We start from the raw sequence: 24,296 nt of genomic DNA, 5'->3' as shown, positions 1-24,296 counted from the left end.
TAATCCACCCCTTCCAAACAGGTGTTTGCATTATTTTACACCTGAGGGATGACACCGTCAATCGTTCATTATTCCTTTTCAGCCAGGTTGACATAAATGGCTTTATCCTCGGGATTAAACTCGGCGTCAAAATTGCCCCTTTTCCCTTCCAGATCGAAAAATTTAAATATCCCCCGAGCACCAATTTTATTTTTATTGAGCAGCAAACCACCTTCGGCCACCGCTTTTATTCTTAATTGTTGAGTTTCCCTGTCGTAGGCCACTTCAACCCGGTCACCCTTTAACTTATCAGCCAGTTTAACTCCCAGTCTAATATGGTGTTTTGTAAAAGCAACGACGTTATCCTTGGACGATCTTGGTTTATACACTTCAAAAGCCAAATTTAAGACCTCCCATGCATAATTTTATTTTATTTATTACCGCAAACGAACACATATAGTCTATTACATTTTCTTTTATAATAAATATTAACATAAAAATAATAACATATAAACTTTTTTCCCCATACATTTTCGTTTGAAACCAAATAAGATCCTGCGTGGCGCAGGACCTTATTTTCATTTAATATCATTATTTTACACATATCCGGGCATAAAAACATAAAAGCGATCTAAAATACAACAGAGTAAATAATGCTAAAGATACCTTTAAGTTTTATATGGGCAGTTTAACGTCATACCCGGGACAGTACCGGGCACCCTCCCTTGCAGTGTGTCACCGGACGGAGCATATAACGCTTGGCTAACATAATAATCACCTCCCCTATATTCATATTATTTTAACTCAAGTAATATTATGAATAATTAAGATTGTTTTTCGCACGGACATTTAATTATCTAAACTAATGCGCATAAAAACCCGGCCTGTTGAAAAATATACTGTTAGGCAGTACCACGGTCACTTTTCTCCGAAGTGATGCAAAATGCAGAATTATATGAAGCCAGGTTAATTAATCGAAGCTCGTCGAATTTGTAAAATACTCCGCCTAAGCTTCCTTCAGAACCCAGAGTTGCCGGTGACGCCCTTGACTACGGGTTCTCTTCCCGCTGGTTAGGTGACAGGGTTTCTTGCAACCCACCGGCTCGGCTGGCATGCCGGGCGAATACATAAAAACCGGCCCTTTAAAGGACCGGTCTTATTCTAAGGAGTCGGCTGCTGGTTGGTAACCTGAGGAGTAGGTGGTTGTTGACCCTGGGCCAGGCTTTGCTCATAAGCGGCGATCATTTTCTTGACCATATTACCGCCGACGGCTCCGTTAACCCTGGAGGGCAAATCGCCAAGATAACCCTGATAGTTTTGAATTCCCAATTCCGCCGCTGTTTCATATTTAAATTGTTCCATTGCATTAGCAGCCTGCGGTATCAGTTTTCTGTTCCTTTTTTGTCCTTGTGCCATAAGAAAAACCTCCTTGTTGATTGTTTTTTTTCTGGCGGTGTTTTTATGATGCCCGTTATAATAACGAGTATGTGTGACACAATTTAGCGCCAAAGGAACAAAAAAACCAGAAGAATTAACTTCCCCGCCACCAAAGCTTGCCTTTCAAACAGAATCCGCAAGCATTTTTCCGCGCAATCATTAAGGCCGGTGTAAGGCAGCACAACAAAAAAATCCCGTGACAATAATCACAGGATTTAACTGGTGACCCATCCGCGACTCGAACGCGGGACACCCTGATTAAAAGTCAGGTGCTCTACCGGCTGAGCTAATGGGTCATATGCGGTCGCATAGCGACCGGTTTTGGCTGGGGCGGCTGGATTCGAACCAACGAATGACGAGTCCAAAGCCCGTTGCCTTACCGCTTGGCTACGCCCCAAGAAATTGGGGTGGATGATGGGATTTGAACCCACGACCCCCAGAGCCACAATCTGGTACTCTAACCAGCTGAGCTACATCCACCACATTACTATATAAATGTCTTTTCCTCAACGCAAGAATTATCTTATCATATCCCTTAATTAAAGTCAAGAAATGTTTTCTAGTAATATTAACCATATTTTTGAGCCATATTTTCTGGCGATCACAATTTTTGTACGGTAGAATTACTACTCCTGCTCCAATGCCTGTTTCAGTTTGGCAAAGGTAGTCTCCAAAGCTTCAGATATTACCCGGACATCACCCAACACAGGCATAAAGTTGGCGTCACCTTCCCAGCGGGGCACTATGTGGATATGCAAATGCCCCGGTATGCCGGCCCCCGCTACTTTACCCAAATTAATCCCCACGTTGAAACCGTTGGGATTAAACGCTTTACGCTGCACCTTGACCATATGCCGGGTGACAGCAAATAATTCCTGCATTTCATCAATATCCAGATCCTCAATATCACCCACGTGGCGATTGGGTGCCACCAGCAAATGACCATTGTTATAGGGATAGATATTTAAGATCACAAATACCTTGTCGCCCCGGTACAGGACGAAATTTTCCCTGTCTTGCTCCAAACCCGCACTTAACTTTGCACAAAAAATACACTCCGAGCCATGTTCTTTACCTATATAGACACCGCGCCATGGCGCCCATAGCCTGTCCATATCCTTGCCCCCTGTGCCGTTGTTAATTTTTATATAGTAACATTTTCTTTATTCGCGGGGCAAATCCTGCCTGACACCAGGCCCCAAGCACCAATACCCCGGTATTTACTACTTTCTCTGCCACACTTCCAACTGCGGGTAATATTTATATGACTGCCCGTTACCCCGGCCGAAATAATTAAAAGAAACCAGCCGGCCACTGCTGTCGAATTGCATTTCCCCCGAGGCGTCCCAATGGGGACAAGTTAATTCATTATAAATTACTATTTGTCGCAAGTTGTCGTTATGTTCCAAAAAATCAATAAATTTATTTAATACACCGATGGCTCTTACCCGGTCATGTTCGTGGTTCCAGACCCCGTATTTTTCTTTACCCAGCAAACCGCGCAGCAGCTGGGGATGAAATAGAACTATATGATTGAAAAGCCCGATGGGAGTTATTTTCGTGCTGCATTGCCAACCCGGCAGGTTCCAAAGTTTAATCCGCACCCTCTTCAACGTCGCCAGCAGAGGCTTTCTTTCCGCCACCACGGACTGGCAATGCTCGCGCAAAACCTCTATACCGTATTCCAGCAGCAGGCGCTGCACCTTTTGCCCCACCAAATCAGCGCCTTTAAAATCGGGCTTGTCCCCAAAATATGAAAATCTTTTAACCTTCACCAACTGGCTCATCACCTTTTGGGGGACCTCCATGAGAATATCGTCCAGTATTATGCGTTCAATCATGTCAAAACCAAAATCACAGCCCATTTCCAGGCCGTCACCGGTTACTCCCAAGATGTAATACAAGCTGTTCACCTCCAATAATAATGATAAAGGTTTTTACTTCCGGCAACAACGATTTATAATGTCGCTTCCTGACTTCATTTAACGATGTACCGGACAAAATTTGCGCCGTCAAGTAACAAATGGTCGAACATATAAAATAATAAACCCACATCCGATGGGACATGGGTTTATTATGCGATCATATTTAATTTTATATTATGATTCGCTAATGGTAACAGCACCGTTCGGGCAAACGCTTACGCAGGTTTCGCAACCCAGGCAGTCACTGGGATCACCGGAGACGGTGGCTTTATCGCCGTCCATTTCCAGGATTTCAGCCGGGCAGGAAGCAGTGCATTCGCCGCAACCTTCGCATTTATCCGGGTCGATTTGCACCATGAACATGTAAAGGACCTCCCTCTCTCCAATTAATTTCCGGGGCTCGTACCCCTTAATGCCGGTTAATTAACCGTCTATCTAATTGTACAAAACCCCAACGATTACGTCCATAGTAATTTTTGCGAACCATAATAAAAAATAAGGCTAAAGCTGTTTTATGTCGATTACGGCCCGCCCAAACACTGTTCCAAATACCGGGTACACCGGTTCAATCGTGGAAGATCCACTCCGGTCTCAATACCCATATTGCCCAGCATCTCCACCAGGCCGGCGGTGGCCAGGTTGCCGGCGGCACCGGGCAAAAAAGGGCAACCACCCAACCCGCCAAGGGATGATTCCAGCACGCTTACCCCTGCCAACACGCCGGTAACGGCACTTGCCAATCCCCACCCCCTGGCATCGTGCAAGTGCAGCCCCCAGCATACTTGCGGGTAACGCCTCTTCACCTCATGAACCAGCTCATATACCTGCCGGGGATTACCAAGGCCCGCTGTATCCGCCAGCCCGACTTGCCGAATACCCGCCTCCAGCATACCTTCAATGATTCTAAAAACATCACCGGCACCGATAACCCCCTGGTAAGGGCAACCAAAAGCTGTGGCCACGGTACCCCGCACCTGAAGCAGTCCTCCGGCCAGGCGGCATATTTCTTTAATATTATTTAGCGTACCGGCCACTGAACAATTCAGGTTGGCCCGGTTATGGGCTTCACTGGCGGAGGCCACCACCACTATCTCCTTTAGAGGCGTATGCCGCACAGCCAGCGCCCTTTGCAACCCTTTGACATTGCCCACCAGGGCACTGACAGTCACCCCGGGATCAAGCCCCTCCAACCCGTTAAGCACGGCTTCGGCATCACTTAACTGGGGCACAGCCCGGGGATGCACGAAGGAAGTGGCTTCTATGGCCTTGATACCGGCACCGGCCAGTTGCCTGATTAAAGCAATTTTCATAGTGGTGGACAGCATGACTTTTTCATTCTGCAAGCCGTCCCTGGGGCCAACCTCGCGAATCATAATTTTTTCAGGCCAATACACCGCCCGCCCCCCCAACTTCGTTAATGACAACCTTTGCCAACCAATGCCATCACCGATGGCCCGTTGGACGATGCAAAACAGGCTCACCTGCCGGCATGGGTGTTTTGTTTATGCTAATGGTACGACACCCGTTATGGACTAGAAACCGGTAGCCCCCTTGGGAATACGTCCTGTTTTAATGCATTCGCTACGCAGCCGGCGGCCCAGAATTTTCTCCACCATACGACCTATTTCCAGCACCCGGTCCACATCAACGCCCGTGTCAATGCCCATTTCGTCCATCATCACCACCATATCCTCGGTGGATACCAGGCCGACGATATTGGGGTCCTGGTAATAATATGAACCGGTACCCGATACGGGGCAGCCGCCCACAAAATTAGCAGGCTGGCCGCCCGTACCGCCCATGGTGCATTCAAAACGGGTAATACCGGCCTGCAGTGCAGCCAACACATTGGCCAGGCCCCAGCCCCGGGTAACATGGAAGTGAGCTATGTGCAAATCGGGGTTGGGGATAGCATCCAAAATCATGGAAAAATACTCGTATACTTTATTGGGCGGTGCAGACCCGTCATGATCGGCATGCTCAATATCGTCGGCCCCCAGTTCCAGGTACCTTTTGGTAAACTTTACCGCTTCTTTCAGCTCGGTGGGTCCTTCGATTGGGCAACCCCAGATGGTACTTACAGTGCCGTTGACCTTAATGCCCGCATCATGGGCTTTTTTAATGGATTCTTCCGTCATCTTCCAATACCCCTGGTGATCCAGCCCCGAATTTTTATACATGTGCGAAGCCGATGTGGATACCATCTGCAATATACGGGTGGGACCATAACCCTTTTTCTTTAATTCGATAGCCCGGTCCACCGCCTTTTCCCTGATGGTGATGGCAGTGAGTTCAACACCGGCCAGCTTATCTTTCACTCTCCTGGAGTTATACAGTTTATAGAAAAGTTCATCGGCATCGGCAAACTGGGGCATGCCCCGGGGATTTCCAAGGTTGGTGACCTCAACATCCTTAAAACCTGCCAGTATCAACTCTTCCAAAACCCACAGCTTGGCATTGGTGGGCACAATTATTTCCTCATGCTGAAAACCGTCCCTTACGGTTATTTCACCTATACGCACTTTTTTGGGATATTGCAGCTGAAACATATATACCCTCCTCACAACCAAAAAGTAAGTTTTTACCTGCCTTTATACACAGGCTTACGCTTTTCATTAAAAGCCAGCAACCCCTCATCCCGGTCCTCGGTGGCCAGGCAGACATTGTAACACTCGGCTTCCAGGGCCAAAGCAGTATGCAGCTCCAGTTCCAACCCCAGGTTGATTGACCGCTTGGCTTGCTGCAAAGCCACCGGGCCGTTTTTAGTTATCTCTCGCATGATCTCCATGGTCTTTTCCATTAACTGATCCGCCGGCACCACATGGTTAACCAGGCCGATTTTATAAGCATCCCGGGCGCTGATACGCCGCCCGGTAAAAATAAGCTCCTTGGCCAGATTACGCCCGATTACCCTGGGCATAAGCTGGGTACCGCCCCCACCGGGTATAATGGCCAAACCCACCTCTGGCAGGCCAAAGGAAGCCTTTTCCGAAGCAATGATAAAGTCACATCCCAGGGCGAATTCACAACCGCCTCCCAGGGCGAAACCATTTACCGCCGCCACCAGCGGCTTGGGGAACTCGGCCACTGCCGTAAAAGTGCGAACGAAAAGGGCCCGCTGTTTTTTCATTTCCTCCCGGGTCATGTTCTTTCTTTCCTTGAGATCGGCGCCTACACAAAAGGCTTTGTCACCTTCGGCGGTAAAGACCGCAGCAAACACATTGTCATCCAGTTCCATTTCCTCCAAGGCGGACAGTATCTCCCGGGCGGTTTGGGTACTCAGGGCGTTCATGGCCCCGGGCCGGTTAATGGCCATGATAGCTACGTGGCCCTCCCTGGTTAATTTGATGTTCTGGTATTCCATAACGCAACACTTGCCTCCTTATCAACAATTCCTCGGGTAAACGGCACCATTTGGCCCTGCCGTTTCGACAAAGAACCGCGCTTTACCGGCTAAAAAACACCGGCATAAACGAGTACATAAAACTTAAACGGGGTAAACCGGGTGTTTGCGTTCCGTGAACACCCTGGTCTTGGACTCGTATAACGCAAACCGTTTAATTAGCTCATCCCGCAGTTCGGCACCGCTCACTATATGGTCCACCACCAACTCCGAGGCCAGGCGGTATATATCCACGTCCCGGGCGTACTCTTCCCGTTTTTGCTGTACAAAGGCAGGCCGTTCCTCGGGGGGCAGGGCGTTGATCTTGTTTTCGTATACCGCATTCACAGCCGCCTGGGGCCCCATTACTGCAATCATGGCCGAAGGTAGGGCCATGCAGCAATCGGGTTCAAAGGCCGGCCCGCACATGGCGTAAAGCCCCGCCCCGTAAGCCTTGCGTACCACCACGGACACCTTGGGCACCGTGGCCTCGGACATGGCCGAAATCATTTTGGCTCCGTGCCGGATAATACCCTGGCGCTCCACGGCGGAGCCAATCATAAACCCGGGCACATCCATTAAAAATAGCAAAGGAATATTAAAGGCGTCGCACAAGTTCATAAACCGGGCCGCTTTATCCGCCGAATCGACAAATAGCACACCGCCTTTAGCCAGGGATTGGTTGGCCAGTATACCCACCGCCCGGCCGCCAATCCGGGCCAAACCCGTGATTAATTCCGGGGCGAACAACTTTTTAATCTCAAACCAGCTGTCCCGGTCAATAAGCCGGTTGATTACTTCATACATATCAAAGGCCTGGTTTTCTTCCACCGGTACTATTTCTTCAATATCTCGCCCCGGGGCAGGCGGCTGTGCATGAACCAAAGGAGTTTTTTCCCTGTAATTCTGGGGCAGGTAGGTGAGGTAGCGGCGGCAAGCTTCGATGGCCTCCTGCTCCGTAGCCGCCAGCAAATCACCGCACCCGCTGACACTGCAGTGCATCCGGGCACCGCCCATTTCCTCCAGGGTAACCTTTTCAAAAATCACCATTTCCGCCATCCGGGGTGAGCCCAGGTACATGCTGGCATTACCTTCCACCATGAACACCACGTCGCAAAAGGCGGGAATATAAGCCCCGCCCGCGGCGGAGGGTCCAAATAGCAGGCATATTTGCGGTACCATGCCCGACATCTTTACCTCGTTGTAGAAAATACGACCCGCACCCCGACGGCCGGGAAACATTTCGATCTGGTCCGTAATTCTGGCCCCGGCGGAGTCCACCAGGTACAGCATGGGCACCTGCATGTTCATGGCCGTCTCCTGAATACGGATAATTTTTTCCACCGTGCGCCAGCCCCAGGAGCCTGCCTTCACCGTAGAGTCATTAGCCATTACACATACAGTACGCCCGTGAATTTTACCCACGGCTGTCACTACACCATCAGCCGGCAGGCCATCCGCCAGGTTATTGGCCCACAGTCCGTCCTCCACTGTGATGGAACCGGGATCAAGCAGCAGTTCCAACCTCTCCCGGGCGAACAGTTTGCCCTTTTTGGCATTACTGGCATGGTACTTGGGAGCACCGCCCTTTTTAATCATAGAGGCTTTTTCGTTTAGCTCCACATCAAGGGCCTGCAGGTTTTTATCACTCATCATTCATACCCCCGTAAAAGAAAGTATATTGTGTAAATATTTTTTACATTTTTAAATGGTTGAATATTTAGACATTTTATTCGCCAAATATCCCCCCACCGTCTATGCGGCAGTCATTGGCGCCCTTTTAACAACCATCACCTCCAATTGGCGCACCCGGGTTTAATTTATTAAAGTATTTATTAAAAGTTATAATGCAAAATCAATACCAGCTTTTATAAACCCATTCGCCTGCTATATACACTATATATAAAATGAGGCCGGCTAAAGCCCCAGAGCAGCATTACCGGCCGTTAACAACCATGTGCTACTTTTGTTTACAATTTACTCCTCCAGTGTGAACTCCCAGGCACAGTGGCAACCCTCTTCAGGCTCATCGGGCGGGCAGCAAATACACCGGGTACTGATACGCGGGTCGATGGTACGGGCAAAACCGCTATATTCCACCAATCCTACGGGCTTGCATGGGAAAAAGTCCATTTTTTTACGCTCCCGGGCTGCCTGCACCCGGCAGGTGTTCATTCGAAATACCAGCTTATTGGGCGCCTGGCGGATAATTTCCTGCTTATTTAAAAAGGCATACAGGCGGAACCGCAAAGCCTGCTCCAGGGCATCCAATCCACCCTGCTCGGGCAGGCCGAGAAACTTTTTAATCCGGTTGGCCTCGTTGACGGTAAACTTTTCCCAGGCTGCGGCATCGGCCTCAATGGCCTTGTCCAGGCCGTATTTTTTTTCTACAGCCTGAAACCATAGCCCGTCATGAGCCAGCCAGCGTTTACTTAAATCAGCTACAAAATCAATTAACTGCTCCCGGGTTAAATCATGTATGTTTTTGACAGATGACATAACAAATCCCCCCGCGAAATTATTTAATTATGTTCATATGCAAAATATATGCCTGTGATTTTACACCCCGCCCGGCGGCAAAAATCCCGGGCGATAAAAATGCCCGGGACAGTTAATATATCAAGCCTGCTTTTCAGTTTTATGCACCGGCAAGCATGACCTTCCGCACCCGGTCCATCAGGCTGCCGGTAAAGGCATCTACACCAACCTCGGCCTGCGGCCCGTAACCAAATCCCGAAGCTATATCGGTGAGAATAAGTTTAACGGCTTGCATGCGGCGGCGGTGGAATTCCCGGTGCTCAATTTGTTCCTCGCTGATATTAAGCTTGTTACGCAGCATATCCGGGGCAAACAAAAATGGCATTAGCATTTGTATTATCTTTGGGCTTAGCCATTCCCGGCACTGTAGTACCCGTACCGCATAATCAACCAGTTCGGTATATTCATCGGACATTAGATAAAAATCCTGTGCAGCAGTATCATCAAACCATTCCTGGACTGTCCAAACCCGCTGGGAGGTGTGGCCCAGGCAAAACTGCATGCGATCCACCATAAAAATACGCTCTTCTTTGCGACACCGGTCACCGTCCCGGTGGTAGCGCACGGCCCGGCCCAGGGGATAAGTGCGGCAGTTGCGGGACCGGGCCGGGTATATGGAACACCGGCCATCCTCCAGCATAAATGCACAATGCCCCTTTGCGGCGCTGGCCAGCCACACCAGGGGCCAACCGCTGTCCCGGTCGGGTTCCGTTGCACAATAACGGGTAAAAAACTGCTGGCCGGGCATGTCAAGGTGCCGGGCCATCACTTCCACATCCCACGGGTCCAGTAAAATGGTGATGTTTTGACAGCACCGGCCCATACATTCCGGCCCGCAGGCAAAGTTAAACTTGTCCTCCATATTGAGCTGTTCCAGGGTGCCATTGGTCAACTTCTCCATAATCCCTTGTTGAAAATCCAAAACCATTAAGCGCTCTCCTTCCCCGTACTCCCCGTATTTTAAGTCACAATAACATTATAACACACCGGCTTGATACCATCACCGCCCGCCACGGCAACATCAAGAACGGTAAGGCCCTGGCCGGGCGCCACACTCGCCACGGCAAAGTAGCCGTCCCAGTACCGGTGGTGATCAAAGGGCTTTTCCGCCCCCAGCATCACCTTGTCCCAACCGCACCCGAAACAGCGATGAAATTCTTTTTTAAAGGTTATCTCTTCGTCCACATCGGGCAAATCGGTCCAAACAGCTTTAAGATTGCCCACGGCAACCACTTTACGGGGCCAGTCTCAACCGGGCTCGTAAAAATATACGGGCACAACGGTGCCACCGGTTTCTATTTTTTTCAACAACCCGCCATCCATGGTACCAAAAACAACCATCCCCCGGGCAGCCGCAATGCGGCTGGCGGTGGCCAGTTGCTCCCGGTTGATGGCAGCCAACAATATCTGGGCCGGCATTTAATTCCATTTCCTTTCTACACGTTTTCTTACCTGTTTGAAAAGTATATAGATTAACCTTACACGGTGGCGCCGGGTGTTGAAGGATTAAAAATTCTTTAACTTTCAATCCTTCAACACCTGACACCAAAGCTTGTTTTCCAACGACTATTTAACTAATTCATTACTAATATAAATTATCCTGCCCTTCACATTAATATATACATTCTGCCCGGGGAGAGCCACATTGCTGTACGGGTCAAATCGGAGTAAGCAGTGATAACAAAGCAAACACTATCAACCTATCTTTTTTTTGTTTACTTTTTAGCGGCCTTTTCCAGCTTGGCCTTTTCCTCCTCCACCAGGATGCGGCGCAATATTTTACCCACCATTGTTTTCGGCAATTCATCCCGAAACTCAACCTTTTTAGGCACTTTGTATTTGGCCAGGTGTTTGTAACAAAAATCTATGATCTCCTGCTCACTGGCCTGCTGCCCCTCCTTGAGAATGATATACGCCTTCAGCGTCTCACCCCGGTAGGGATCGGGCACGCCCGCCACCACCGCTTCCTGCACTTTGTCGTGTTCGTATAAAACTTCCTCCACTTCCCGGGGATAAATATTGTAGCCACCGGCAATAACCATATCCTTTTTACGATCCACTATATAAGTAAATCCCTGCTCATCCATCCGGGCAATATCCCCGGTGTACAGCCAGCCGTCCCGGAGCGTTTTGGCCGTTTCGTCAGGCATATTCCAGTACCCTTTCATTACCTGGGGCCCCTTGATACAGAGTTCTCCGATCTCACCCAGCGGCATTTCCCGGGTGCCCAGCTCGGTATCCATAATTTTTACATTGGTATTGGGCACGGGCTGGCCAATGGAACCCGCAATCCTGGTCCCATAAATGGGGTTGCTGTGGGTAACCGGGGATGACTCCGTTAACCCGTATCCCTCAACCAGTTTACCCCCGGTCAAGCTCTCAAACTTTTCCTGCACCTCCACGGGCAGCGGAGCAGCCCCGCTAATACAGGCTTTTATAGATGAAATATCATATTTTTTCACCTCGGGGTGGGATATAACCGCCACGTACATGGTGGGTGCACCGGGAAACAAGGTAGGACGGTACTTGTTTATTTGCTGTAATACTGTATCAATTTCAAAACGCGGCAGTAGTATCATGGTGGAGCAGCAGTATATGGCAAAGTTCATGACCACCGTCATACCAAACACGTGAAAGAACGGCAGGGCGCCCAGTATTCTTTCCTCCCCCTCCTGGCAATCGGGGAACCATGAGCGAACCTGCATTACATTGGCCACCAGATTTTTATGGGTTAGCATAGCACCCTTGGACAACCCGGTGGTCCCCCCGGTATACTGCAGCAGAGCCAGGTCATTTTCAGGATCCAACTGCACCCTTGGCGGCTGCGGTGAATGCCTCTGCAGCAATTCCTTAAACCGGAGGATCCCCCGGTCTTTGGGAACGTCCAGCACCTGTCCCTGTTTTTTAGCTTTTATAGGATAAAGCAGATTAAGGGGCAAAGGTAAATAATCCTGCACGCCGGTGACAATTAAATTTTTAACCCTTGTCTGTGGCAGCACATTAAACACCTTCTGACCAAGGGCATCAAGATATATTAATGTTTGAACATCGGCATCCCTAAGCTGGTGAGATAATTCTCTTTCCATATAAAGGGGATTGGTCATCACTGCCACGGCACCGATACTGACAATGGCATAGTACGCAATCACTGTTTGGGGACAGTTAGGCAGCATCACCGCCACCCGGTCCCCCTTTTTCACCCCCAGGGCATCCAGAGCCGTGGCAAACCTGTCTACCTGCTCTTTGAGCTGGGTAAAGGTCAACTTATGGCCCATAAAAATCGTGGCAATGTTATTTGGATGCCTTTGGACGGCCTGTTCTAAAAGATGGTAAAGGGGTACACTGGGTATCTCTATCTGTTCGGGCACCCCTTCAGGATAATACTTGGTCCAAAAAAATTCTCCCCTAGCCATTTAAATGACCTCCTTAAAAAAATTCACTGAATGATTAATCATTCAAAAAAGGTAATAATTTAAACTTTCTAATTATTTAAACAATATCACAAAAATAGAAATTTTTCAATAATGTAAATTTTAAAATATTACTCGGGTTGCTCTCTATATACTAATATTGATAAATAGTTACAAAATCGACAAACTTAAATTCCCGGGTATCCACCAAGCCCCGGTTGGTTATGCGCAGTTCCGGCAGCACAGGCAGGGATAGTAGTGACATGGTCATAAAGGGGGACACCAAATGACAACACCAGCCGCTCCCGCAAATGCACCGAGTTGCGCACAGATGAACCGGGGATACCGAAGTAACGTAGATAACCGCCTCATATAATTGCCTTGACAATTATATGAGGGCGGTTATATTTAATTTAAACCGGTGGAACAGTGGATAATTATTTACTTACATATGACTTGTCCATTTTATATAATGAAAGGGGTAGGACTAATGCCAAAAATAGGCCTTACGGGAAAAGCGTGGTTAAAGGGTTTCCATATCTTTTTTGCCTGTATGTGGATCGGCTCAGCCGCAGCCATGCTGCTGCTTGGCTTTGTTAGAAACCACATTTCCAACGGGAATGAACTCTGGGCGGTCAACATGTCAGTGAAATTAATTGATGACTTTATCATTATCCCTGCGGCAATAGGCTGTTTGATTACAGGTATTTTATTTTCATGGCTAACCAACTGGGGTTTTTTTAAATATAAATGGATCATCCTTAAATATATAATTAATATATCAGCAATCTTATTTGGCACCTTTTATCTGGGTCCCTGGGTTAACGGCATGGAAGCCATCTCCAGGGTTGAAGGGCTGGCGGCGCTGCAAAATGCAACATACTTGCAATTTGCTGCAATGAACAGGTATTTGGGTTCATTGCAAGCCTTTGTCCTGGTTCTGGCGGCCTTTATTTCCGTATTTAAACCCTGGGGGAAAAGGGCTGGTAAATAAAGGGTTTTTATTTCAATATGATTGATTACAATTTCACAGAGATTAAAATGGGCCTCGCACGGGCTTTTCGGACAGCCTCTTAAAGTTTGGTAATCCAGTGTTTATCCGTTAGCTTTACCACCGCCACAAGTGTATTAATAAAAGCGGAACGGAATGTATCCCTGACCAGCGCTTTTTTAACCGGGGGTAGTTTCAGAATACCCCCCAGGATACCCCGCATCACCCGGTGGGTGACGGCACCGGGATCGTCAAATATGTAGTTCTGCAGGGTTCCCCTTTCCAGACAGGCCAGTATGTTGCGTTCAAAAGTGGTCTCCGGGGGCAGCACCCTCTGGCGGCGTTTTCTAAGCCGCAGTGCCCGAAAAACACATTGCGTTACGCACACCCCGCACCCCAGGCAGATATCTTCATCTATTAAGGAAAACTTCACGGGTTTCTGTACGCTGCCGGAAGCCGGCCCGGACACGGGCTTGCTTTCCGGGTAACCAAGGGTTTCGTTACCCTGACCGGGTAGCGGAGCGACTGCGTCCAAACCAACCGGTGCTCCACCCCGGGCGGGCAGCGCACCGGCCAGCACCGAATTGGCCGGATTACCTCTTTGGACAGGCGCCAAACGGATGGCCTTTACCGGGCAAGCCGCGGCACACCGGCCACAGCCCGTGCATTTATCACTCTCCACAGTTGCAATAAAGCCGGAGGTTTTGATAAAGCCGGGATACCCGAACCTATTGATGCCCTGGAGCATATTGCAACAGCAAGCACAGCAGCAACAAATAAAGGTGACGTTCCTTTGCACGTTATCGGCGCAAAACACCAGCCCCAATTCCCGGCAGCGGGCCAGGTTCTCCATTGCCTGACCGCGGCTGACCTGCACGGCCATATTATGCCTGATCAAATAATCCGCAGCATAACCAAAGGACATGCAGGTGTCCAGGGGCACGGAACAGTTTTTGTGGCCGCTGTGCAGCTTCTCGTGCCGGCAGGCACAGGTACCGATGGCATATTGCCTGTGGCTGTCCACAATGGCCTCGGCTTTTTCATATGGCAGAATTTCCACCACATCTTCCGGTGCCACCGCATCTGTATATGGTAGAGCCCTGGCCAAGGCGATTTGCTGCCCGTCACCGGCGTTAGCCCGGTAAAAATCCCCGCTGCCGGACAGGTAGGCGTAAAACAGGTTCGCCGCAACCGTGGGGTTAAAGCTGCCGCTGCGCATCATGGTAAACTCGAATATACCGACCATAAGCGGAGAGGGCATGTAATAGTACCGGCCGTCATGGTAAAGGTCCAGCACCAACCCCTTCTCCGCCAAACTTGCCAGACGGCCCTGCATTATTTCAGGATCAATGCCGGTTATACCGGCAATTCTATCCGCACTGGAAAGCAAGTAGGGCATTTGCACCACCAGGTCCGCTTCTTCTTCGGTGTACAACTCCTTGAGTACCCGGTGCAGGGCCTCGTTCCAAGGGGATTTCACGGTGAGATTGTCAATTTTCTCGCCCAACCTGCGATATATATCCTTACCCGCCATGTGCCCCATAAAACCGGCCTTCCCTTCGGTTTACTTTTCACACCCTTTAAAATTCTATGGTTTAAATATATACTCCTGCAGGCAGCCCAAGCCGGCCGCCCAATTTAGAAATATGGTAAACTACATTTACGAACACCAAAACCAAACACCAAAACGCCGCCGGTTATGTAATTGACAGCGTTAACCGGAAGTTTTTATATGGGGAGTGTATAAATGATTAAACATGTCATTTTTGATTTCGACGGTACCATTGTGGAATCACGTTACCTGACCGTTGAATTGCTAAATGAACTGGCCCCCAAATACCGGCTCAGGGAAATAAAGGAAGATGAGTATGAATACCTGCGCTCTTTATCCATTCCCCAAAGGTGCAGGGCCATTAATCTTCCCTTTTACAAACTTCCCCTGCTTAAACATGAATTAACCCAAAAATACAGACGGGCCACCCGTTCTTTACAAGCCAACAAAGGCATGAAGGAAGTACTGCAACAACTCAAAGCAAAGGGACTGGCGCTCAGTATTATTTCATCAAACTCAGCCAACAATATTAAAGATTTTCTGGACCATAACAATATTAACCTTTTCGATAACATTATTTCCTCAGGTGGAATATTTGGTAAAGACAAAGCCATTGGGGTTTTTTTGGCCAGGCACTCTTTAAGCAGCAGTGAAGTGATTTATGTGGGGGACGAATGCCGGGATATTGTCGCCTGCCGGAAAAACAACATCGGAGTTATTGCCGTAACATGGGGGTATGACGCAGAGGAACTGCTGGCGGATTGCGGCCCGGACCTGTTGGCGCAAAACCCCTCGGAGATATGCGATTTTATCCTGTGCCAAATGTAGCACGGGCCAAAATGCCCGTGCTGCATTCATTTTTCCATATACAGTTCTGATTCATTGAAAGCCGCACCCCGGCGATACTCTAAAAAACCGGGTACTGTTCCTTCCATTGTATTTCTTTTATTTGTATGTTTAAAGCCCCTTCAATGGGCTTGATATTGCTTGCCTCATATACTTCAAATGCAAAAGGACCTGTTACCGGCGTATCGTGTAAAAATTTCACATCTCTCACGCAAGCCGAACCGTACAGCTTCGCACCATGCCGGATGACCAAAGAACCACTGGCTATAATGTTAGCCTCAACTACCTCCCCGTTGATAATCACATCTTTAAAGCTCACCAGCGTCAAACCGCCCGCGCCTGTAGTCCCCGTTGAACTTTTAAGGTCTCCCATCACGGTAATGGTACCGGTGGAAAAAAACAGTGCGGTACCGCTATAGTTCCCTTCAATATCTAAATCCCCATCCACATAATAAAAACCGTTATAGGCAGTCATTTCCCCCGTTTCCCCCGGCTCCCTGATCTCTTCCGGTTCCTCCCCTTTACCTGCCCCCGTATTAATGCCGAAACTAACGCCCCCATCGAACACCTTTCCACTATTATCAGCCATTTTAAAATAATATTCCACATCAAGATCGGGGAAAGGGGGAATGTACCGGTAACGTTCATGTATTTGCCCGGAAATGTTATTGTCAATATCAGCGCCCTTCACATCGCCGCTTGCAACAAGATCGCCGTCCCATTGTACCGGGAATGTAAATAGATTAATGCTGCCGTTTAAAACCAAGTTCCCTGCCCCTGTTAACATGAGCATGCCATCAAAATTAAAATCACCGGGCTGGTCCGGCAAAATCATAAAACCGTTAAAATATTCCGCAGGATCATATACAACAGCCTCACAGTGGAGTGTTTTTTGAGCCAACAGTTCGCCGTTAACGGCTTTCCGTTTACCCAAAGACCTGATGCTCAACAAGGTGCCGATAATTTGCTTTGACTTGCCGGCCTCCACTGTGGCTGTAACGCCGCTTTTTATCTCTGTTTCCGGAATGACAGTGCCAAAGTTATCACCACCCGTTTTGGGCACGCCGTTCAACAAGGCGGGCTCCGCCTTTACCATCGCCAGGGTCTTTTCAATACCGGCATCGGCCGCGTAATAAACCCGGAGCAGTTCTTCCTCCCTGGTTACATTTACATAGCTCATACCCACAATGGCTCCCAAAACCGTGGTGGATATAAAAAGTATTGTGGAAATTATAATGATCAAAATAAGAGTATGTCCATCCTGGTGGCCGGTGAACCTGCCCATATGCTACCCCCGGTTTGCCATTACCACAACCCGTTATCTTTGATAATTTTTCAACGTTACCGTCGTGCTAACCTCCATTTCACCGCTGTTGCCCTTTTCCCCCGTTAGAATTAAAGTAACTGTCCGGGTATCCGGTCCCACCTGATCGGGTATTACAGCAAGTTTGTGTACATATCTGGCCACAGGGTTATTGCCAAACCCGTTTACTGAACGAATCAATTGATAAGCAGCCTCACTGTCTCCACTCACTTTAATGGCATAGGAAATGACATCTTCATTGGAATCATCTACCACTTTAAAGGTAATTCTACCCCGCCCGCTATTATCGCAAGATAATAATTGAGAAGCCAGGCGAACTTCCCGGGAAATTCTATTTATGCCAATCCTTAAATTTTCCTGCACTTCCACTCTGTCCATATACAAAAAGTAACTTTTTAAACCAAAGGCAAATAACGTATTAACCACGGCCAGGCAAACAACCATTAAAAACATGGCCACCAACAATTCCACAAGGGTTATTCCCTTTTCGTTACTCCTTCGGACCAACATTTTTCTATCACTTTTTTGCCCTGGCTCCCACCAGGGTTACTGTTTTTTCAAGGCCGCTTACCGGCTCGGTATAATAAACCGTCACAGTGATTTTTTTTAAAAGATCGCCATGCTCATTATCACACTTTACATCTATGGCATATTGAAAATCTCCGCCGGCACCGGGGAAAGATGTTTTACCCACCGTCACAACCGACGTGTAATCCATGCCTACAAGTTCATCCATCTTCCCCTGGGCCAACTCCATAGCTTTAAACTGTTGCATAGATGCCGCCGACTGGTTCATAGATGTTGAGAGTGAGAATAATATGACGGCGGCACAAAAGCCCAAAATAAAAATTGAACATAAAACCTCCATCAATACAAATCCCCGCTCATTACCCACCCGAAGTTACCCCCTGTAGCAGCTGCCACTTCAGCTATTCATTCCATGAAGGCGGCTTGTCACTTACTCTGGTACGTCCCGTGACGGCGGCAATAATAACGTACTGCATTATACCTGTTTTTTTACTCTCCAACCTGATAGTACCACCCACTTTAGGCGTACCCTTGGGACCAAAGTAAATAGTATTGCTGGGGAAATTAGAATACGCCAGATCCACTCCTGCCGGCAATTCAACCAATCTATTGACGCCGCTTGACGGGTCTCTGACTATGTATCTATCATTGTGTAAATCAAGCCTAATATAGAAGGTGCTGGAGTCCTTAACCAGCGCCTCCTGGGCAACCGACACGATCTCTTGCTGCAGCCGCTTGCAATGGGCTTGTAATTGGCATTCGGCCAGATAGTTTTGCATGGTTGGCACAGCTATGGCGGCTAAAATGCCAAGGGTTAAAATAATTAAATTTAGTTCAATTAGTGTAAAACCTTGCCTTTTCGCTATCATGGCTTAATGACCACACCTGCGCGATAAAACCGGGCTGCAGCCTTTTTAAACCTTTAATGTTAATATTTTGACAAATAATAAAAAATACCTCCTTACAGGGAAAAATTTACCTTTAAACTATAAAACTTGGCCGATGCAGCTTGCTAATTTCCAATTTTTTACTTATTTCTTTTTTACAACGCAAATAAAAAAAGTCTAATATAAATATCGACATTATTTTATGTTTATTTTTGCAGGAAATATCACAAGTGATCAGGAAATGTATAAACCCGAGGTGATTTGTAATGTCTCGGGAGGAAATACTCTTGGAAATAGAACACCTGCGTGCCAGATTGTATAATCTGATCGACGCAGGCGCAAGTTTCGATGAATTGCTTCAAGCAAGTCAGATGCTGGATAATTTTATAGTTATGTACCACAGGGTCGCCGCATAGGTCGCTGCCCCGGGGATTGTTAGCTGTTAAATTTTTTTCTCCGCCAAGACCTTCCCGTTAATGTCCACCAGTGTTATCGTGGACGGTTGATACCCCCTACCCATGCGGTAAGTTGTTTGCAGTCTGGCAATGGTATCCACATGGGCAATACCGGTAACCCTTTGGATACTGGTAACCTCACAAACTCCGTTGTTGTCTTTATCCACGACTTTATACTCTGAGATCGGATCCACCCATGTATCAATGTTTTCCAAGAGTGCTTCGTTTCCCTTGTACATGCTCTCATCCAGCAAAATAGTGTGTTTTAGCCCGGTTTTCCAGTCCTCAAAACCAACCCTGTAGTCCCCCAAATACTCCACGGCAAACCTGCCTTTACCCATATCAAAGGTATTGGGAGCATTGAAAAGCTCCTGCCAAGCAAACAGACTATTTGGCAACGGAGACAGATGTTAACAGGCGCGATAATGATTCAGCATCCTTTTCCCCCGGGCTGTTCTCTACGCCCGTCATGACATCGATGAAGTCCGCGCCCGTCCGCATTAAAATATTGCCGACATTACCGGCATTTATTCCACCTGCAATAATAACCGGCTTTGTAGATAAATTTATCATCTGCGTGCAGAACTTAAGATCCAGTTCGGCACCAATTGCGGATGCATTTGATGGCACACGGGAATCTGCAAGCAATCCATAAACACTGGTCCTGCACAGTTCCTCTATAATTGTTTAAATATCCGCAGTTCCAAATTGCAAGATACGATCTTCCATTACAGGAGGAACTGTTTTAATAAATTATATCCTCCTAAAAAGGTTTTCCGTGTGTTCATGATTTATTTTTAACGGCATCATCTATGCCTTTTTTCATACTGCGCACATAATCTAAAACGGGTTCAACGCTGTCTTTGCCGAATTTTGCCACCAACTTTACAATTGCACTTCCGACAATGACGCCATCGGCCAGCAGGGCCATACTGCCGGCCTGTTCAGGTGTGGAAATACCGAAGCCGATGGCACATGGAACACCGGTAACTTCCCGCACCTTTTGCACCATTTTGCCAAGGTCCGTTGTAATCTCGCTGCGTACGCCGGTTACGCCAAGGGAAGATACGCAGTAGATGAACCCCCTGGCTTCTTTGGCGATCATAGTTATCCGTTCTTGCGAGGTGGGGGCGATCATTGAAATTAAATCGATTCCGTGGAGCTCACAGACATCCGCCAATTCGTCTTTTTCTTCAAACGGCATATCAGGAACGATGAGGCCGTCGATGCCGCATTCGGCACACCGGCTTAAAAACTTTTCCTTCCCGTAAGTGAAAATAGGGTTGAGATAAGTCATAAACAGCAGCGGCACATCCGTTTTTTGACGAATTTGTATGATCATCTCAAAAAGTTTATCAGTGGTGCAGCCGCCCCTCAACGCGCGTTCGTCCGCCTCCTGAATAACGACGCCTTCCGCAACCGGGTCAGAAAACGGTATACCAATTTCAATCAGATCAGCGCCCGCTTCCGCCATGGCGAGGACCAGTTTCTCCGTGGTTTCTATATCGGGATCGCCGCCCGTGACGAAGGGAATGAATGCTTTACGATTTGCAAAGGCCCTGGTAATTCTACTCATAAAGTGATACCCCCTTGTACCTGGCAATTGCCGCTACGTCTTTGTCACCTCGTCCCGAGAGGTTAACGACGATGATTTGGTCCTTCGCCATCCTGGGCGCCAGTTCTTTGGCGTAGGCTACGGCGTGTGCACTTTCGACGGCGGGGATGATTCCCTCGGTGCGGGAAAGATATTCAAAGGCATCTACAGCTTCCGCGTCCGTAATTGGTACGTACTGAGCCCGGCCTGTATCGTGAAGATTTGCGTGTTCCGGCCCGATTCCCGGATAATCAAGTCCCGCCGAAATGGAGTAAACCGGCGCGATCTGACCGTATTCGTTCTGGCAGAAATAGGATTTCATGCCATGGAACACGCCGACTGTACCATTAGCAATCGTTGCCGCATTTTTGGGGTTATCTACGCCAAGCCCGGCAGCCTCACAGCCGATAAGTTTTACCGACGGGTCTTGAATAAACTCATAGAATGCTCCTATAGCATTGCTGCCACCGCCGACACAAGCGACGATCACATCGGGAAGTTTTCCTTCGGTCGCCATGAGTTGTTCTTTTATCTCTTTACCTATAACCTTTTGGAAATCCCGTACAATGGTCGGGAAGGGGTGCGGCCCCATAACCGAACCCAGGACATAAAGTGTATCATCCATACGTGCTGTCCACTCACGCATGGTTTCGTTGACGGCGTCTTTTAAAGTCATAGTTCCGCTGGTGACCGGATGGACTTTGGCACCCAGCAACTCCATGCGAAATACATTCAACGCCTGGCGTTCGGTGTCTTCCTTGCCCATAAAGATTTCGCATTCCATATCCATCAATGCAGCAGCCGTGGCAGTGGCAACACCATGCTGCCCGGCACCCGTTTCGGCGATGACACGGGTTTTCCCCATGCGTTTAGCCAGCAGCACCTGGCCCAGAACATTGTTAATTTTATGGGAGCCCGTATGGTTAAGGTCCTCCCGTTTGAGGTATATCTTTGCGCCGCCAAGATCCTGTGTCATCTTCGCCGCATAATACAACAGTGAAGGCCTGCCAGCGTACTTTTTCAGTAAACCATCCAGCTCATTTTGAAAATCAGGGTCGTTTTTATAGAACTCGTAAGCCTTTTCAAGTTCCCAAACGGCCTTCATCAATGTTTCAGGCATATACTGCCCGCCGTAACGGCCGAATCTTCCCTTTTTCATATAACACACCCCCTGGTTACGTTATTTAAAAATAAAAAAACGGCACTCAAACGAGTACCGGTGTTTTACTATTCTCCGGCTCATCTCAGCTCTACTTACTCTAACTTTATCTAAACTAATCTCACCTAATTTAATAACTAACTATCTTATTTAGATTTTAATTAATTTTATATAAATACATGAAGGTTGTCAATTTGATAAAACGGTTGCGGCTACGTATTTTTTTACAGTAAATGGGTCCAACCCTGCAACCCCCAATCATTACTTCGGGTTATAAGATGGGAACTTGATGTAAAAAGTCGTTCCCTCCCCCAATTTACTCGTGACATCTATGCTACCGTCCTGTAACTGAACCAGCTTCTTCACAATCGCCAACCCCAGGCCGCTCCCTTTTTCCTGCAGGTAACCGCCACGCTGGTTCTTTACCTGGTAAAACCTGTCCCAAATGTGCGGCAGGTCTTCGGGGGCTATACCAATACCATCATCCTCAATGATTAGCACCACTTCACCCTGACGGACCCCCACCCCAACCTTGACAGTGCCGTTCTCAGTGGCCCGGACGGCATTCTTCAGCAAGTTCCTGATTATCTGTTCCATCCGGTCAACATCACCGAGCACGACCGCGTTTTCTGTTTTTTTCTCGAACAGAATCGAGGTATTCTTGCTGTCCGCCATTGCCTCCATGGAAATAACCACATCCCGGGCCAGGGGGACCAAGTCCACCGGCAGTTTTTCCACAGTGACATCGCCGCTTTCCAGGCGGGTTAGCGCCAATATGTCGTCTACCAGCCTGGTAATATGAATTGTTTGGGTATAAATCGTATCCAGGTACCTTTTGAGCAAAGCTTCATCCTGGACCATACCGTCGCGAATAGCCTCTACAAATCCCTGCACAGCAGTCAGAGGGGTACGCAACTCATGCGATATCTCCGCAAACAATTGGGCTTTTTCTTCTTCCATCCTGCGGCTTTCGGCATGCATCTCCCGCAGTCTCACCGCCAAATGGCTGAGCTGGCCGGACTTTGGATTTTATTGCAGAGTCCTTTACGGCTACAATACCGAAAAACGGAACCCTTATTATTGATGATAGCAAATATAATGACTATTTTACTGAAGAAGCAAAAAAAAGAAACTGCAAGGTAATAATTGCAAATGTACAAGAGATCCCGGATGGTTACCTGGAGAAATTCAAATATGTGATTTTTCCGGAAAATGTCGCCATTGCGTTGGCTGTTGCTAAAGCGCTGAACATTAACAAAGATACTGCGTTAAGGGGGATGTTAAACGCCAATCCCGACCCGGGTGCTTTGATGATTTATACCCTGGACGAGGAAAGCCCTACATATTTTGTTAATGGTTTTGCCGCCAATGATCCCAATTCCACACGAATGATTTGGGAGCATATAACAGCTCTTGGTTACCCGACAAAAAATCCCATGGTAATTGTAAATTGCAGGCCTGATAGGGTTGACAGGACATTACAGTTAGCAGAAGAGGTCTTGCCAAACATGGATATAGATATTCTTGTTGCTATGGGTCAGACAGTAAATCCAATTACCGAAGGAGTAAATAATAAAAAAATATCTCCCAATAAATATGTAAATGCTGAAGGTTTGACTCCCCGTGAGGTTTATAAAACAATTAAGGATTCTCTTAAAAATAGAGTAACTTATGGCATTGGCAATATTCACGGCGGTGGCGACGAATTAGTTGAATTGATAATTCACGACTTCCCCTCTGAATTAAAAACCCGCTTCAACCGGGAAACAGGTCAGGTGCGACCAAGTACCACAGGAAACTTAGCTATTAAAGGAGGATAAATAGTTGCTTGTTACGACTGTTGCCACAGTTATAATTTTGGGTGTTGTTTTGAGCTTATTATTTACGGAAATTACCGGAATCCTACCTGCCGGTCTGGTTGTGCCGGGATATTTAGTTTTACTCATGAGCCAATTGCAAAATTAACATTCCGAACCAAAACACCAAAAGCTAACAACCGATAAACACAAGCCAAAACAAGAATTAGCTTGTTTCATGGCGTAATACAGGTATATGATCAAACCTAACGCAAAAAAAGCGCAAAAAACCACCTATGGCTTCTTATAGCACAAATAACAACAAATTTAACAAACCTTTTTGGGGTTATAACAACTAAGCAGCCGTATTCAATAGCTTGCTTTTAATCTGCACCATTGTCGCAGCTATAAACGTAATCAAGCAAACCATGACATCAGTAAAAGCCTTATCTATGCCACGCTTGGTCAGCCAATCCATGTAAAGGTGGTCCTT

General features: G+C 47.7%; 29 protein-coding genes, 3 tRNA genes and 1 pseudogene. 5 read left to right on the top strand and 28 right to left on the bottom strand.

Annotation, left to right across the window (positions count from 1 at the left end):
• Nucleotides 1-68: 68 nt before the first annotated feature.
• The 18 genes and pseudogenes from LX24_RS13235 to LX24_RS13150 all read right to left on the bottom strand — a co-directional run.
• A complete protein-coding gene (locus tag LX24_RS13235) occupies nucleotides 69-380 on the bottom strand; it encodes a hypothetical protein (RefSeq protein WP_166512621.1) in 312 nt (103 codons plus the stop codon).
• 760 nt (nucleotides 381-1,140) lie between these two features.
• Nucleotides 1,141-1,395, bottom strand: coding sequence for an alpha/beta-type small acid-soluble spore protein (locus LX24_RS13230; RefSeq protein ID WP_166512620.1), 255 nt, complete (start codon nucleotides 1,393-1,395; stop codon nucleotides 1,141-1,143).
• Nucleotides 1,396-1,636: 241 nt separating this feature from the next.
• Nucleotides 1,637-1,712, bottom strand: a tRNA-Lys gene (locus LX24_RS13225).
• A gap of 26 nt (nucleotides 1,713-1,738) precedes the next feature.
• Nucleotides 1,739-1,813: transfer RNA gene (locus tag LX24_RS13220), tRNA-Gln, on the bottom strand.
• A gap of 6 nt (nucleotides 1,814-1,819) precedes the next feature.
• Nucleotides 1,820-1,896 (bottom strand) — tRNA-His (locus LX24_RS13215).
• Nucleotides 1,897-2,042: 146 nt separating this feature from the next.
• Nucleotides 2,043-2,531, bottom strand: a complete 489-nt coding sequence (locus tag LX24_RS13210; protein ID WP_166512619.1) for an HIT family protein — start codon at nucleotides 2,529-2,531, stop codon at nucleotides 2,043-2,045.
• 108 nt (nucleotides 2,532-2,639) lie between these two features.
• Complete coding sequence (locus tag LX24_RS13205) at nucleotides 2,640-3,320, bottom strand: hypothetical protein (protein ID WP_166512618.1); 681 nt, start codon at nucleotides 3,318-3,320, stop codon at nucleotides 2,640-2,642.
• A 195-nt stretch (nucleotides 3,321-3,515) separates the two neighbouring features.
• Nucleotides 3,516-3,704 carry an indolepyruvate ferredoxin oxidoreductase subunit alpha gene (locus LX24_RS13200; RefSeq protein ID WP_166512617.1) on the bottom strand — a complete coding sequence of 63 codons (189 nt, stop codon included), beginning with the start codon at nucleotides 3,702-3,704 and terminating at the stop codon, nucleotides 3,516-3,518.
• A gap of 158 nt (nucleotides 3,705-3,862) precedes the next feature.
• The gene (locus LX24_RS13195; RefSeq protein ID WP_166512616.1) at nucleotides 3,863-4,735 is read right to left on the bottom strand and encodes a hydroxymethylglutaryl-CoA lyase; all 873 of its coding nucleotides are present in this window, start codon (nucleotides 4,733-4,735) and stop codon (nucleotides 3,863-3,865) included.
• 138 nt (nucleotides 4,736-4,873) lie between these two features.
• Nucleotides 4,874-5,890, bottom strand: coding sequence for a beta/alpha barrel domain-containing protein (locus tag LX24_RS13190; protein WP_166512615.1), 1,017 nt, complete (start codon nucleotides 5,888-5,890; stop codon nucleotides 4,874-4,876).
• 32 nt (nucleotides 5,891-5,922) lie between these two features.
• Nucleotides 5,923-6,705, bottom strand: coding sequence for an enoyl-CoA hydratase-related protein (locus LX24_RS13185; protein WP_166512614.1), 783 nt, complete (start codon nucleotides 6,703-6,705; stop codon nucleotides 5,923-5,925).
• Nucleotides 6,706-6,828: 123 nt separating this feature from the next.
• The gene (locus tag LX24_RS13180; RefSeq protein ID WP_166512613.1) at nucleotides 6,829-8,376 is read right to left on the bottom strand and encodes an acyl-CoA carboxylase subunit beta; all 1,548 of its coding nucleotides are present in this window, start codon (nucleotides 8,374-8,376) and stop codon (nucleotides 6,829-6,831) included.
• Between the two features lie 324 nt (nucleotides 8,377-8,700).
• Complete coding sequence (locus tag LX24_RS13175) at nucleotides 8,701-9,222, bottom strand: DUF6125 family protein (RefSeq protein ID WP_166512612.1); 522 nt, start codon at nucleotides 9,220-9,222, stop codon at nucleotides 8,701-8,703.
• A 139-nt stretch (nucleotides 9,223-9,361) separates the two neighbouring features.
• Nucleotides 9,362-10,189: a YkgJ family cysteine cluster protein gene (locus tag LX24_RS13170; RefSeq protein ID WP_166512611.1), complete on the bottom strand. Its 828-nt coding sequence runs from the start codon at nucleotides 10,187-10,189 to the stop codon at nucleotides 9,362-9,364.
• Nucleotides 10,190-10,221: 32 nt separating this feature from the next.
• Nucleotides 10,222-10,485, bottom strand: coding sequence for a hypothetical protein (locus LX24_RS13165; RefSeq protein WP_166512610.1), 264 nt, complete (start codon nucleotides 10,483-10,485; stop codon nucleotides 10,222-10,224).
• Between the two features lie 24 nt (nucleotides 10,486-10,509).
• The gene (locus tag LX24_RS13160) at nucleotides 10,510-10,680 is read right to left on the bottom strand and encodes a hypothetical protein (RefSeq protein ID WP_166512609.1); all 171 of its coding nucleotides are present in this window, start codon (nucleotides 10,678-10,680) and stop codon (nucleotides 10,510-10,512) included.
• Between the two features lie 296 nt (nucleotides 10,681-10,976).
• On the bottom strand, nucleotides 10,977-12,674 hold the full coding sequence (locus LX24_RS13155) for a long-chain-fatty-acid--CoA ligase (protein WP_166512608.1): 1,698 nt from the start codon (nucleotides 12,672-12,674) through the stop codon (nucleotides 10,977-10,979).
• Between the two features lie 151 nt (nucleotides 12,675-12,825).
• A pseudogene (locus LX24_RS13150) lies at nucleotides 12,826-12,963 on the bottom strand (adenine deaminase C-terminal domain-containing protein); the annotation flags it as partial.
• Between the two features lie 198 nt (nucleotides 12,964-13,161).
• Here LX24_RS13150 and LX24_RS13145 point away from each other — a divergent pair.
• Entirely contained in the window at nucleotides 13,162-13,665 is a 504-nt protein-coding gene (locus LX24_RS13145; protein ID WP_166512607.1) for a DUF2269 family protein, read from the top strand.
• 79 nt (nucleotides 13,666-13,744) lie between these two features.
• Here LX24_RS13145 and LX24_RS13140 read toward each other — a convergent pair whose 3' ends face one another.
• Nucleotides 13,745-15,205, bottom strand: a complete 1,461-nt coding sequence (locus tag LX24_RS13140; protein ID WP_166512606.1) for a 4Fe-4S binding protein — start codon at nucleotides 15,203-15,205, stop codon at nucleotides 13,745-13,747.
• 204 nt (nucleotides 15,206-15,409) lie between these two features.
• Between LX24_RS13140 and LX24_RS13135 the strand changes: the two genes are divergently transcribed.
• Nucleotides 15,410-16,042 carry an HAD-IA family hydrolase gene (locus tag LX24_RS13135; protein ID WP_166512605.1) on the top strand — a complete coding sequence of 211 codons (633 nt, stop codon included), beginning with the start codon at nucleotides 15,410-15,412 and terminating at the stop codon, nucleotides 16,040-16,042.
• A gap of 79 nt (nucleotides 16,043-16,121) precedes the next feature.
• On the opposite strand, the gene LX24_RS13130 is transcribed toward LX24_RS13135, so the two are convergent.
• From LX24_RS13130 to LX24_RS13115, 4 genes are read right to left on the bottom strand one after another with little or no spacing between them, the layout of a single operon-like run.
• Nucleotides 16,122-17,345: a hypothetical protein gene (locus LX24_RS13130; RefSeq protein ID WP_166512604.1), complete on the bottom strand. Its 1,224-nt coding sequence runs from the start codon at nucleotides 17,343-17,345 to the stop codon at nucleotides 16,122-16,124.
• Nucleotides 17,346-17,378: 33 nt separating this feature from the next.
• Nucleotides 17,379-17,894 carry a PilW family protein gene (locus LX24_RS13125; RefSeq protein ID WP_166512603.1) on the bottom strand — a complete coding sequence of 172 codons (516 nt, stop codon included), beginning with the start codon at nucleotides 17,892-17,894 and terminating at the stop codon, nucleotides 17,379-17,381.
• Between the two features lie 7 nt (nucleotides 17,895-17,901).
• Nucleotides 17,902-18,279: a type IV pilus modification PilV family protein gene (locus tag LX24_RS13120; RefSeq protein ID WP_166512602.1), complete on the bottom strand. Its 378-nt coding sequence runs from the start codon at nucleotides 18,277-18,279 to the stop codon at nucleotides 17,902-17,904.
• A gap of 34 nt (nucleotides 18,280-18,313) precedes the next feature.
• Nucleotides 18,314-18,781: a prepilin-type N-terminal cleavage/methylation domain-containing protein gene (locus LX24_RS13115; protein ID WP_166512601.1), complete on the bottom strand. Its 468-nt coding sequence runs from the start codon at nucleotides 18,779-18,781 to the stop codon at nucleotides 18,314-18,316.
• A 284-nt stretch (nucleotides 18,782-19,065) separates the two neighbouring features.
• Between LX24_RS13115 and LX24_RS13110 the strand changes: the two genes are divergently transcribed.
• The gene (locus tag LX24_RS13110; protein WP_166512600.1) at nucleotides 19,066-19,215 is read left to right on the top strand and encodes an aspartyl-phosphate phosphatase Spo0E family protein; all 150 of its coding nucleotides are present in this window, start codon (nucleotides 19,066-19,068) and stop codon (nucleotides 19,213-19,215) included.
• A gap of 26 nt (nucleotides 19,216-19,241) precedes the next feature.
• On the opposite strand, the gene LX24_RS13105 is transcribed toward LX24_RS13110, so the two are convergent.
• From LX24_RS13105 to LX24_RS13085, 5 genes are all read right to left on the bottom strand, one after another.
• A complete protein-coding gene (locus tag LX24_RS13105) occupies nucleotides 19,242-19,574 on the bottom strand; it encodes a hypothetical protein (protein WP_166512599.1) in 333 nt (110 codons plus the stop codon).
• Nucleotides 19,575-19,641: 67 nt separating this feature from the next.
• Complete coding sequence (gene trpF / locus LX24_RS13100) at nucleotides 19,642-19,902, bottom strand: phosphoribosylanthranilate isomerase (RefSeq protein WP_279233228.1); 261 nt, start codon at nucleotides 19,900-19,902, stop codon at nucleotides 19,642-19,644.
• A gap of 136 nt (nucleotides 19,903-20,038) precedes the next feature.
• Nucleotides 20,039-20,830: a tryptophan synthase subunit alpha gene (gene trpA / locus LX24_RS13095; protein ID WP_166512597.1), complete on the bottom strand. Its 792-nt coding sequence runs from the start codon at nucleotides 20,828-20,830 to the stop codon at nucleotides 20,039-20,041.
• Nucleotides 20,823-22,007, bottom strand: a complete 1,185-nt coding sequence (trpB, locus tag LX24_RS13090; RefSeq protein ID WP_166512596.1) for a tryptophan synthase subunit beta — start codon at nucleotides 22,005-22,007, stop codon at nucleotides 20,823-20,825. Before trpB ends, trpA begins: the two co-directional genes overlap by 8 nt.
• 261 nt (nucleotides 22,008-22,268) lie before the next feature.
• Complete coding sequence (locus LX24_RS13085) at nucleotides 22,269-23,003, bottom strand: sensor histidine kinase (protein ID WP_243131750.1); 735 nt, start codon at nucleotides 23,001-23,003, stop codon at nucleotides 22,269-22,271.
• Between the two features lie 26 nt (nucleotides 23,004-23,029).
• Here LX24_RS13085 and pgsB point away from each other — a divergent pair, with 26 nt between their 5' ends.
• Together pgsB and LX24_RS13075 are read left to right on the top strand one after the other, a co-directional pair.
• Complete coding sequence (gene pgsB, locus LX24_RS13080) at nucleotides 23,030-23,827, top strand: poly-gamma-glutamate synthase PgsB (protein ID WP_243131746.1); 798 nt, start codon at nucleotides 23,030-23,032, stop codon at nucleotides 23,825-23,827.
• 4 nt (nucleotides 23,828-23,831) lie between these two features.
• Entirely contained in the window at nucleotides 23,832-23,972 is a 141-nt protein-coding gene (locus LX24_RS13075; protein WP_341473577.1) for a poly-gamma-glutamate biosynthesis protein PgsC/CapC, read from the top strand.
• Nucleotides 23,973-24,296: the final 324 nt, after the last annotated feature.

It is taken from the genome of Desulfallas thermosapovorans DSM 6562, from assembly GCF_008124625.1.
Lineage (GTDB): Bacteria > Bacillota > Desulfotomaculia > Desulfotomaculales > Desulfallaceae > Sporotomaculum > Sporotomaculum thermosapovorans.
This window is presented reverse-complemented; position numbering and strand designations above follow the sequence as displayed.

What these genes read in the sequence shown, in the direction of transcription:
- LX24_RS13230 (WP_166512620.1), bottom strand. Translation starts at nt 1,395, where the DNA reads ATGGCACAAGGACAAAAAAGGAACAGAAAACTGATACCGCAGGCTGCT.
- LX24_RS13210 (WP_166512619.1), bottom strand. Translation starts at nt 2,531, where the DNA reads ATGGACAGGCTATGGGCGCCATGGCGCGGTGTCTATATAGGTAAAGAA.
- LX24_RS13200 (WP_166512617.1), bottom strand. Translation starts at nt 3,704, where the DNA reads ATGTTCATGGTGCAAATCGACCCGGATAAATGCGAAGGTTGCGGCGAA.
- LX24_RS13190 (WP_166512615.1), bottom strand. Translation starts at nt 5,890, where the DNA reads ATGTTTCAGCTGCAATATCCCAAAAAAGTGCGTATAGGTGAAATAACC.
- LX24_RS13185 (WP_166512614.1), bottom strand. Translation starts at nt 6,705, where the DNA reads ATGGAATACCAGAACATCAAATTAACCAGGGAGGGCCACGTAGCTATC.
- LX24_RS13180 (WP_166512613.1), bottom strand. Translation starts at nt 8,376, where the DNA reads ATGAGTGATAAAAACCTGCAGGCCCTTGATGTGGAGCTAAACGAAAAA.
- LX24_RS13175 (WP_166512612.1), bottom strand. Translation starts at nt 9,222, where the DNA reads ATGTCATCTGTCAAAAACATACATGATTTAACCCGGGAGCAGTTAATT.
- LX24_RS13170 (WP_166512611.1), bottom strand. Translation starts at nt 10,189, where the DNA reads ATGGTTTTGGATTTTCAACAAGGGATTATGGAGAAGTTGACCAATGGC.
- LX24_RS13160 (WP_166512609.1), bottom strand. Translation starts at nt 10,680, where the DNA reads ATGCCGGCCCAGATATTGTTGGCTGCCATCAACCGGGAGCAACTGGCC.
- LX24_RS13155 (WP_166512608.1), bottom strand. Translation starts at nt 12,674, where the DNA reads ATGGCTAGGGGAGAATTTTTTTGGACCAAGTATTATCCTGAAGGGGTG.
- LX24_RS13145 (WP_166512607.1), top strand. Translation starts at nt 13,162, where the DNA reads ATGCCAAAAATAGGCCTTACGGGAAAAGCGTGGTTAAAGGGTTTCCAT.
- LX24_RS13140 (WP_166512606.1), bottom strand. Translation starts at nt 15,205, where the DNA reads ATGGGGCACATGGCGGGTAAGGATATATATCGCAGGTTGGGCGAGAAA.
- LX24_RS13135 (WP_166512605.1), top strand. Translation starts at nt 15,410, where the DNA reads ATGATTAAACATGTCATTTTTGATTTCGACGGTACCATTGTGGAATCA.
- LX24_RS13130 (WP_166512604.1), bottom strand. Translation starts at nt 17,345, where the DNA reads ATGGGCAGGTTCACCGGCCACCAGGATGGACATACTCTTATTTTGATC.
- LX24_RS13125 (WP_166512603.1), bottom strand. Translation starts at nt 17,894, where the DNA reads ATGTTGGTCCGAAGGAGTAACGAAAAGGGAATAACCCTTGTGGAATTG.
- LX24_RS13115 (WP_166512601.1), bottom strand. Translation starts at nt 18,781, where the DNA reads ATGATAGCGAAAAGGCAAGGTTTTACACTAATTGAACTAAATTTAATT.
- LX24_RS13110 (WP_166512600.1), top strand. Translation starts at nt 19,066, where the DNA reads ATGTCTCGGGAGGAAATACTCTTGGAAATAGAACACCTGCGTGCCAGA.
- trpA (WP_166512597.1), bottom strand. Translation starts at nt 20,830, where the DNA reads ATGAGTAGAATTACCAGGGCCTTTGCAAATCGTAAAGCATTCATTCCC.
- trpB (WP_166512596.1), bottom strand. Translation starts at nt 22,007, where the DNA reads ATGAAAAAGGGAAGATTCGGCCGTTACGGCGGGCAGTATATGCCTGAA.